Origin of the sequence: Tabrizicola sp. (genome assembly GCF_036781545.1) — a bacterium.
GTDB lineage: Bacteria > Pseudomonadota > Alphaproteobacteria > Rhodobacterales > Rhodobacteraceae > Tabrizicola.
This window is the reverse complement of the sequence record NZ_DAIQAT010000136.1, coordinates 1-9,328: the sequence shown is the minus strand read 5'-3', so window position 1 is coordinate 9,328 and position 9,328 is coordinate 1. Positions and strand designations below refer to the sequence as shown.

The 9,328-nt window shown below is 67.3% G+C and carries 11 protein-coding genes; 3 read left to right on the top strand and 8 right to left on the bottom strand.

Annotated elements, in window-relative coordinates:
- The coding region (locus V7Q39_RS16330) for a LysR family transcriptional regulator (protein ID WP_333817676.1) at positions 1-395 on the bottom strand (395 nt) is incomplete at its 3' end.
- Between the two features lie 114 nt (positions 396-509).
- Here V7Q39_RS16330 and V7Q39_RS16325 point away from each other — a divergent pair.
- Positions 510-944, top strand: a complete 435-nt coding sequence (locus tag V7Q39_RS16325) for a DMT family transporter (protein WP_333817675.1) — start codon at positions 510-512, stop codon at positions 942-944.
- On the opposite strand, the gene V7Q39_RS16320 is transcribed toward V7Q39_RS16325, so the two are convergent.
- The 6 genes from V7Q39_RS16320 to V7Q39_RS16295 form a co-directional block, all read right to left on the bottom strand.
- Positions 941-1,273 (bottom strand): hypothetical protein, encoded by a 333-nt coding sequence (locus V7Q39_RS16320; protein ID WP_333817674.1) that lies wholly within the window; start codon positions 1,271-1,273, stop codon positions 941-943. The genes V7Q39_RS16325 and V7Q39_RS16320 overlap by 4 nt on opposite strands.
- Entirely contained in the window at positions 1,273-1,695 is a 423-nt protein-coding gene (locus V7Q39_RS16315) for a GAF domain-containing protein (RefSeq protein WP_333817673.1), read from the bottom strand. The genes V7Q39_RS16320 and V7Q39_RS16315 overlap by 1 nt, the downstream gene beginning before the upstream one ends.
- A gap of 10 nt (positions 1,696-1,705) precedes the next feature.
- On the bottom strand, positions 1,706-2,719 hold the full coding sequence (gene holA / locus V7Q39_RS16310) for a DNA polymerase III subunit delta (protein ID WP_333817672.1): 1,014 nt from the start codon (positions 2,717-2,719) through the stop codon (positions 1,706-1,708).
- Positions 2,716-3,231 (bottom strand): LPS assembly lipoprotein LptE, encoded by a 516-nt coding sequence (lptE, locus tag V7Q39_RS16305; protein WP_333817671.1) that lies wholly within the window; start codon positions 3,229-3,231, stop codon positions 2,716-2,718. Before lptE ends, holA begins: the two co-directional genes overlap by 4 nt.
- A 103-nt stretch (positions 3,232-3,334) precedes the next feature.
- Entirely contained in the window at positions 3,335-5,968 is a 2,634-nt protein-coding gene (gene leuS, locus V7Q39_RS16300; RefSeq protein ID WP_333817670.1) for a leucine--tRNA ligase, read from the bottom strand.
- Between the two features lie 90 nt (positions 5,969-6,058).
- A complete protein-coding gene (locus V7Q39_RS16295) occupies positions 6,059-6,580 on the bottom strand; it encodes a DUF3576 domain-containing protein (protein WP_333817669.1) in 522 nt (173 codons plus the stop codon).
- A 284-nt stretch (positions 6,581-6,864) separates the two neighbouring features.
- Between V7Q39_RS16295 and V7Q39_RS16290 the strand changes: the two genes are divergently transcribed.
- Together V7Q39_RS16290 and V7Q39_RS16285 are read left to right on the top strand one after the other, a co-directional pair.
- Positions 6,865-7,812 (top strand): porin, encoded by a 948-nt coding sequence (locus V7Q39_RS16290; protein WP_333817668.1) that lies wholly within the window; start codon positions 6,865-6,867, stop codon positions 7,810-7,812.
- A 97-nt stretch (positions 7,813-7,909) separates the two neighbouring features.
- Positions 7,910-8,566, top strand: a complete 657-nt coding sequence (locus V7Q39_RS16285; protein ID WP_333817667.1) for a YggS family pyridoxal phosphate-dependent enzyme — start codon at positions 7,910-7,912, stop codon at positions 8,564-8,566.
- Positions 8,567-8,585: 19 nt separating this feature from the next.
- Here V7Q39_RS16285 and V7Q39_RS16280 read toward each other — a convergent pair.
- The coding region (locus V7Q39_RS16280; RefSeq protein ID WP_333817666.1) for a sugar nucleotidyltransferase at positions 8,586-9,328 on the bottom strand (743 nt) is incomplete at its 5' end.

Sequence of the window (9,328 nt, the reverse complement as noted above, 5' to 3'; positions counted from 1 at the left end):
TCGCCGTTGTCCTCGATCACGTTCAGCTCGATCCGGGGATAGGCGCGGCGGTAGCGGGCCAGGATATCCGACAGCACATAGCCGGCGACCAGGCTCGTGACGCCCAGCGACAGGCGGCCGGTCGCCGCCTCGGCCTCCTCGACGAAGGCCGACCGGGCGGTGGAGACATCGGCCAGGATCTGCCGGGCATGGCGCAGGAAGGCGCTGCCCTTGTGGGTGAGCAGGATGCCCCGGGCCTGCCGGTCGAAAAGCACGACGCCCAGATCGTCCTCCAGCGCCCGGATCGCTTCCGTCACCGAGGACTGGCTGATCGACAGCGCCCGCGCTGCGCCGGAGACCGACCCGGCCTCGGCGGCGGCCGTGAAGAACTGCAACTGGCGCAGGGTGAAAGCCATCGGACGCTCCGAACGGAATGCGAAACACTCTGGGCGGACCGATGGGGCGAAGCAAGGCTTGATGCCCGACTCCCGCCATGGTCAGATGCGGAAAAACCGGGCAGGGAGGCGTCGATGTGGTGGATCGTGGCAGCGGTGGTGCTGGGCGGAACGGCGGTGGCGCTGCAGGCCCCGATCAATGCGGCGCTGGCGCGGGAGCTCGGCGGCCCCGTCCCTGCCGCCGCCGTGTCCTTCGGGGTGGGTTTCGTCGTCCTTCTGGTCATCGCGCTGGTCCAGGGCCAGGGCGGCGCCTTCCTGAAACTGCCGCAAGTCCCCGCCTGGACGCTGATCGGCGGCTGCCTCGGTGCCTGGTATGTGCTGACGTCCGTCTGGGGCGTCTCGCAGCTGGGGGTCGTGACCCTGGTCGCCGCGCTGATTCTGGGCCAGATGACAGCCGCGATGGTGATCGATGCGACCGGGGTCCTGGGGGTCGCCGCGCGCGAGGTGACGCCGACCCGCATCGCCGCCGCCGGGCTGGTGATGGCCGGGCTCCTGCTGTCCCGCGCCTAGGGCGTCCAGCGCCCGCCGTCCAGCCTGACCCAGGGCGCCGAGACGGGCGGCGGCGGATCGCCGTCCTGCCAGAAGCACAGGCGCAGATGGTCGGGCACCACCTGGGGCGCCTCGCCCTCGCCCACCAGCGCCCAGTCCATGTGGAAGCCGTCGATCAGCAGCCCCTCGGCGTAGAAGGCGATCTCCTCCGCCTCCAGCGCCTCGGAGGGCGAGGCGTCCCAGCCTTCCGGCCCGCCCCAGAACACCAGCCCCTCGATCTCGCGATGCTTCCGCGCGAGCCGGGCCAGGGGGGCCAGGAACGCCTCGACCGGAGTCAACTCTTTCGCCATCAGCGCAACTCTGACGCCAGCGCCGGGGTCGCCCCGGCCACCAGCGCCTCGTAATGCGCCAGCCGTTCAGGCGTGAAATGCCCCGCTTCGGCCAGGATGTTCACCGTCCCCAGTACCTTCCCCTCCGCCACGACGGGAATGTTGATGCAGGACCCAAGCCCCAGCGACACGATCAGGTCATGGTCGAAGAAATACTTCGCGAATTCGGGCGGCGTGTTCGCCACGAAGGTCCGCCGCCCGGCAATGGTCGTGTCATACCAGCCGTCCTTTTCCATCGGCTTCGTGCCCGACACCGGATAGTCCACCGGATGCGAGGTGAAGACCCGCGCGAAGAGCGCCCCCGCCTCGTCCAGCCGCGTCACAGTGAAGAGGCGCGTGCCCAGCGCTTCACAGCGGGCCTGCAAGTCGGCGTAGACCGTCATGAAATCCTCCTCAGCGCCGCGTCATCGCTATGCGGATCAGCGCGCGTTCCATCAGCGCCATGCCGGGGGCCTTGCTGGCCGAGCGCAGCGTCAGGTCGGTCTCCAGAAGCACCGCCACCGCCTGTTCCAGCGCGCGGGTGCCCCATTGCCCGGCCTGACGGCCCATCGCATCCTTCTGCTTGAAGTTCACCCGCGCGCGCTGGATGCCCACGCCGGGCCCCTCCGGGTCGGTCGCTGCCGCGTGCAGGACGCGGAAATGCCTGAGCGCGCCGATGCAGATCGTCACCGGCAGCACCCCCTGCCCTTCCAGCCGCCGGAACAAGGGGCCGATCTGCGCGCTGCGCGCCTCGGCCACCGCGTCGATCAGCTCGTCCACCTCGGCCTCGATGGTGGCAGGGGCCATCGCCGCCACGTCGGCGGGCGTCAGTGGCGTCGGGTCGCCGTATTTGTACAGCGCGATCTTCTCCAGCGTCTGCCGGAAATCGCCGGGGTCCAGCGCGCGGGCCAGGGTGTTGAGATCATTCATCGCCTCGCGGTCGATGTCGCGCAGGCCCGCCTTCCTCAGCGCCTCCTCGATCTCCTCCCGGCTGGGCGGAGCGTCGTAAAGCCCGATGGAGACCGCATTCGGATGCTTCTCGAACAGCCCTTTCAGCGCCGACTTGCCCGTCAGGTTGCCGCCCGTGACCATGATCACCGCATCGCCCGGCTTCCACTCCTTCAGCGCGACGGCGACGGTATCGGCCAGCCCATCCGTGGCGTCCTCGACGAAAGCCACCCGTGGGCCGGGGAAGAACCCCACCGCCTTGATCGCATCCAGCAGCAGGCTGCCGTCCTTGCGCAGGTCCGACCCCGACATCCGCGTCAGCCGCATCTCGGCCTCGCCCTCGGGACCGACCAGCGCCGCAATCGCCTCCTGCCGCTTCAGGGCCACCCGCATCGCATCGGCGCCGAAGATCAGGAGGCCCGCCCGCGCAGGATCGGGCTTGGCGCAATACCGCGCCGCCTCGACCCCCTTCAGGATCATGGCAGGCTGGCCGAGGCCGCGATCAGCCGCGCGACGATCTGGTCGGCTAGGATGCGCATCAGCCGCAGTGCCGCATCCTCTTCGGCGGCCAGCTGGGCGACCGTCGAGCCGGTGGCGGAATAGGCGGTGAAGCTCTGGACCCGCCCGCCCGTGATGCGCGCACCCGTGGCCCGTTCGGTCAGCGCATAGTCGACCACGCCCTTCAAGTCGTAGCGGGTGATCTTGTTGTCGGTGGTGATGCCCACGCCCACGGTTTCCGTGGTGATGGTGTAGGCGAGGTCATAGCGGATGGCCTCGGGCCGACCCAGCCGTTCCTCCAGCCGCTCGACCAGGTCGAAGGCGTTCCGGTCGGTCGGGTCCTGCACCCAGACGGTTTCCGTCAGCTTGCCCGCGCTGCCACCGGGGCCATAGGCGGGGGTGAAGCCGCAGGCGGCAAGGGCGAGGGGGACGAGGAGGATCGACCGGCGGGAGAGTTGTGCGCCGGATGGCCCCCCTCCGCAGCCCTCCCCCACCGGGGGGGAGGGAGGCGCTTCATGGGACGCGCTGCGCGCAGCAACGGGCACAACAGACCCCTTCCCCCCTGAGTGAGGGAGGGCCGGGGTGGGGGGATTACTGTCAGACGACGACATTGATGATGCGGCCCGGCACGACGATGATCTTCTTCACCGGCTGCCCGGCAAGGAACCTGATCACATCCTCATTCGCCAGCGCGATCTTTTCAACCTCTGCCGGTGGCATGTCCTTCGGCACGCTGATTTCCGCCCGGCGCTTGCCGTTGATCTGGATCGGCAGCACCACCGTGTCATCGACCAGAAGCGCCGGGTCGGCCTTGGGCCACCGGGCGGTGGCGCAGAGCCCCGCGCCGCCCTGCGCCGCCCAGATTTCCTCGGACAGGTGCGGGGTCATCGGCGACATCAGCTTGGCCAACGTGCGGATCGCCTCACGCATCACCGCGGTCGAGGCATTGGCCTTGGCGATGGTGTTGCTGAAGGCATAAAGGCTGGCGATGGCCTTGTTGAAGGCGAAGCCCTCGATGCCCTTCGTCACCTCGTCCACGGCCCGCGCGGTGGCCTTCGCCAGCGCTTCGTCGCCCTCGCCCTTGTGATCCTCCGGCATTTCGCCGATCCGGACCGACAGGCCCCAGACCCGGCTCAGGTGCTTGTGCGCCGCCTCGGCCCCCGAGGAGGTCCATTCCACATCCCGTTCCGGCGGCGAGTCCGACATCACGAACCAGCGCGCCGTGTCCGCGCCGAAGGCCGCGATGATGTTCATCGGGTCGACGACGTTCTTCTTCGACTTCGACATCTTCGCCGAGGGGATGATCTCGATCGCCGTCCCGGCCGCCTCTTCCAGCACCGCCCTGAGCTGGTCCTCGCTCAGATCGGAGAGGTCGGTCTGATGATCCGCGCGCAGGAAGGCCACCGGCTCGTTGCCGATGTTGAAGCGCAGGATGTCCTCGGGCAGGTGATAGACCGGGCGGCCCTGCGCATCGGTGGAGCGGTAGATCTCATGCGTCACCATGCCCTGGGTGAACAGCGCATTGAACGGCTCGATGGCCTTTGCGGGCAGGTGGCCGGTCTTGTGCATCGCCCGCGCGAAGAAGCGGGAATACAGGAGGTGGAGGATCGCATGCTCGATCCCGCCGATATACTGGTCGACGTTCATCCAGTAACCGGCGTCCTCCGCCACTGTCGGGGTGGTCGCGCGGGGGGCCGTGAAGCGGGCGTAGTACCAGGACGAATCGACGAACGTGTCCATCGTGTCGGTCTCGCGTCGCCCCTTGCCGCCGCATTTCGGGCAGCTGCAGTCGCGCCAGGTCGGATGCCGGTCAAGGGGGTTCCCCGGCACGTCGAAGCTGACGTCATAGGGCAGCTCGATCGGCAGGTTCTTCTTGTCCTCGGGCACCACGCCACAGGTCTCGCAGTGGATCACCGGGATCGGGCAACCCCAATAGCGCTGGCGGCTGACCCCCCAGTCGCGCAGGCGGTACTTGGTGACGCCCTGGCCATAGCCCTGCGCCTCGGCATGGGCGATGGCCGCGTTGACGCCCTCGTCCCCGGTCTGCACCCCGGCCCCGGCGAAGCCGCGCACATAGCGCACCTTCTCTGACTTCATCGGGACGAAAGCCTCGGACAGGGCCGCTTCCTCCGCGCCCTCGGCGACGAAGACCGGCGGGATCGGCAGGCCGTATTTCGTGGCGAAATCGAAGTCCCGCTGGTCATGCGCCGGACAGCCGAAGATCGCGCCGGTGCCGTAGTCCATCAGGATGAAATTCGCGATCCAGACCGGCAATTCCCAAGCAGGATCAAGCGGATGTTTCACCCGGATGCCCGTGTCGTAGCCGATCTTCTCGGCGGTCTCGATCTCTTCGGCCGAAGTCCCGCCCTTGCGGCATTCAGCGACGAAGGCGGCAACCTTGGGATCGCTTTCCAGCACCCTGGCCAGCGGGTGATCCGGGGAAATCGCCGCAAAGGACGCGCCCATCAGCGTGTCGGGCCGGGTGGTGTAGACCTCCAGCCTGTCGAACCCCGCCGGAGCGCCAACGGTCTCGAATGCGAACTGCAACCCGCGCGACTTGCCGATCCAGTTGGCCTGCATCAGCCGCACCTTCTCGGGCCAGTTGGTCAGCCCGTCCAGCGCCGACAGCAGCTCTTCCGAATAATCGCTGATCTTGAAGAACCACTGCGTCAGCTCGCGCCGTTCCACCGCCGCGCCGGACCGCCAGCCCTTGCCGTCGATCACCTGCTCGTTCGCCAGAACCGTCATGTCGACCGGATCCCAGTTGACCACCGCCGCCTTGCGGTAGACCAGCCCGGCCTCCATCATGTCGATGAACATGGCCTGCTGCTGGCCGTAATACTCCGGGTCGCAGGTCGCGAGTTCCCGCGACCAGTCGATCGACAGGCCCAGCGGCTTCATCTGCGCCTTCATGTCGGCGATATTGCCGTAGGTCCAGTCCTTGGGGTGGCCGCCCCGCTCCATCGCCGCATTCTCGGCCGGCATCCCGAAGGCGTCCCATCCCATCGGATGCAGCACCGAGTACCCCTGTGCCGCCTTGGTCCGCGCCACCACGTCGCCCATCGTGTAGTTGCGGACATGGCCCATGTGGATGCGCCCCGAGGGATAGGGGAACATCTCCAGCACGTAATACTTGGGCTTCGCCGGGTCGCGCCGCGCCGTGAACGCCCCCGCCTTGTCCCAGGCAGCCTGCCATCTGGGTTCGATCACCGAAGGGTCATAGCGCGACATCAAGGGGCCTCATGCGGAATTCCGCGCGGAATTACACATGGGCGGCGGGAAAGGTCCACCCCTTCCCGGCCCTGACGCCCGTCGAAACGCTTAAAGCTTGCTGTCGCGCACCCGCAGCTGCCGCGCGCGGGTCAGGATCGCATCCTCGACCGCCCGCACCGTCTCGGGCGCGACCGAGGCGCCGCCCTGGCCCTGCAGCGCCACCTTCAGGCTGCGCGCATCCAGCGCCGGGTCCTGGACATAGACCGTCGCGCGATAGGCCCGCCCGCCGCCGGGGGGCCGCCCATAGCCGGTCACGATCACCCCGGTGAACGGATCGACCGATTCGATGGGCAGGAAGTTCAACACTTCCAGCGAGGCCTGCCAGATATACTTGTTGACCTCGACCGTGGTGTTCGGGTCGTCCGACTTCTTGAACAGGCTCCAGATCGAGGTCTTGGCCCCCGCCCTGCTTGTCCCGTCGCGATGGGCCGTGGCGGCCGCGTCGCGCTCGGCCTTCTGCTCGGCGGTCAGCGTGCCCTTGCCGAACAGGCCCCCGCCGCCCCCGCATGAGGACAGCGTCAGGATCAGCCCCGTGGCCAGCGTCATCCGTGCGAGGTGGTGCAAGATCATCCGGCCTACCCTTGGAACCCTTTGCCTGCTGTCTAACGCGGCGTCCGTGGCCTGCCAAGGGCTTTCCGTCCTGACCGGCGCTCAACGGATCGCGCGCGCGTAAGGGCCGCACAGGGGGCCGGGCCGGTGGCATTCCCGACCTGTTGCTTTGCTGCACCAACTTCTTCCGGATTTCCCCCCGCCGGTCTGGAAGCGTTGCAATCCGGGGCGGGAGGGGTGAAATACGGCTCATTCCCCTGCGGATTCCCCTGCGGCGGGCTTACCTTGAAGAAAGAGGGAAAAACATGAAAAAGGTTCTCTTGGCCTCGACCGCGCTGATCGGCTTCGCTGGCATGGCCGCCGCCGACGTCACGCTCAGCGGCTCGGGCCGTTTCGGTCTGGTCTATGGTGAAATCGGCGGTGTCAGCGACACCCAGCTGTCCTACCGTATGCGCGTTAACATCGACGCGTCGACCGAAACCGACGCCGGCGTGAAATTCGGTGGCCGGATCCGTCTGCAGTACGACAACGGCGACAACGACACCGTCGGTGGGCTGTCCGAACTGAACGCCGCGATGCTCTACGCTGAAACCGCTGGTTTCCGCTTCGAAATCGGCAACGTCAACACCGCTTTCGACTCGCTGGCCACGCTGTACAACGCGGAACTCGGCTTCATCTCGTCGACGACTGGTTCCTACTCGCCCTTCGGCTACGACTCGTACTCGTCCAGCCCGTATGCGCCCGGCCAGTTCAACCGCGTCGGCCTGTTCGCAAGCTACAGCACCGGCAATCTGGTCGCTCGCTTGTCGTACATTGACTACGACCAGACCGATCTTGACGCCCTGGCTCCGACCGAAGAAGAAATCGGCGTCTCGCTCGACTACACCGCCGGCCAGTTCAAACTGGGCTTCGGCTATGTCCAGAACGCCCTCGGCGCTGCTGACACTGATGTCTACGCCCTGCTCGGCGAATACGCGCTGAACGATGCGACCAACATCGGTCTGCAGTACATCGGCCAGAACGCGGCTATCGACGCTGCGACCCTGACCCTGTACGGCAACCACAAGCTGGCAAGCGGCATCGGCATCGGCGCGTTCCTCTCGGGCATCGACGGCGACGTTACCCCGGCGAACGACTACGCGATCGGTATCGGCGCGAACTACGACATCGGCGGCGCGACCATCGCTGGCACCATCCAGAAGGGCTTCGCCGACGAAACCTATGCCGACCTCGGCATCAACTTCTCGTTCTGATCCATCAGGGTCTGAACGGACGGAAAGAGCGGGCCTTGTGCCCGCTCTTTTCTTTTTGCGCCGCCCGGTTAGGTTTGCCTGAAGACGGGGGCGATACATGGCACTGACGGATATTCTGGCGCGACTGCGCAGGGCCGAGGCGGCAGCGGGGCGGGCGGAAGGCTCTGTCACGCTCATCGCCGTCTCGAAGGTCCAACCGCCCGAACGGGTGCAGGCCGTGCTGGAGGCAGGCCACCGCGTCTTCGGCGAGAACTACGTGCAGGAAGCCGCCGGGAAATGGCCGGAATGGCGGGACCGCTTCGGCCCGGTGGAACTGCACATGATCGGCCCCTTGCAGACCAACAAGGCCAAGCTCGCGGTCGATCTCTTCGACGCGATCCATACGCTCGACCGTCCCTCGCTGGCCACGAAACTCGCCTCGCTCCAGCAGGCGCGGGGCAGCCTGCCGCAGCTTTTCGTGCAGGTGAATACCGGGGTCGAGCCACAGAAGGCCGGCGTCCTCCCCGCCGACCTGCCCGGCTTCCTGCGCGATTGCCGGGCTATGGAGCTTTCCCCCTTGGGCCTCATGTGCATTCCGCCCGAGGATCAGGACCCCGCCAGCCACTTCACCCTTCTGGCCCGGATGGCCGGCGACCACGGCCTTGCCGGCCTGTCGATGGGCATGAGCAGCGACTTCGAGAGCGCCGTGGCCCACGGCGCCACCCACATCCGCGTCGGCAGCGCGATCTTCGGCGCCCGGGCCTATCCGGCGTGACGGCCCCGGGGCCGGAGGTTCATTCCTTCAGTACGCCGGAAAGATGCGCACCATAGCTGGACTTGCCAAAGACCTGCGCCTGCCGCTCCAGCCCGGCGCGGTCGATCCAGCCCTTGTGGAAAGCAATCTCGTCCGGCGAACCGACCTGCATCCCCTGCCGGTCCTGCAGGGTGCGGACGAAGTTCCCCGCATCCAGCAGGCTGCCCGGCGTGCCGGTGTCCAGCCAGGCGAAGCCCCGGCCCATGCGCTCTACCTGCAACGACCCTTCGGCGCGGTAGTGTTCCAGCACGTCGACGATCTCCAGCTCTCCCCGAGGCGAGGGCTTGATCCGGGCGGCGATCTCGGGCGCGCGACCGTCGAGGAAATAAAGGCCGGTGATGGCGAAGCTGGAAGGCGGGTGCTTCGGCTTCTCGATGATCTGGGTGACGCGGCCATCGGCATCGAAGGCCGCGACGCCATAGCGTTCAGGGTCCGAGACATGGTAGCCGAAGACCGTGCCGCCACTGGCCTGCGCATGGGCGCGGGTCAGGATGTCCGGCAGGCCGTGGCCGAAGAAGATGTTGTCGCCCAGTACCATGGCCGAAGGCGCGCCGTTCAGGAAATCGCGGGTCAGGAGATAGGCCTGCGCCAGCCCCTCGGGCTTTTCCTGGATGATCCAGGTGAAGCTGACGCCCCATTGGCCGCCGTCGCCCAGCAGGCGCTGGAACTGCGGCTGGTCCTCGGGCGTGGTGATGATCGCGATCTCGCGGATGCCCGCCAGCA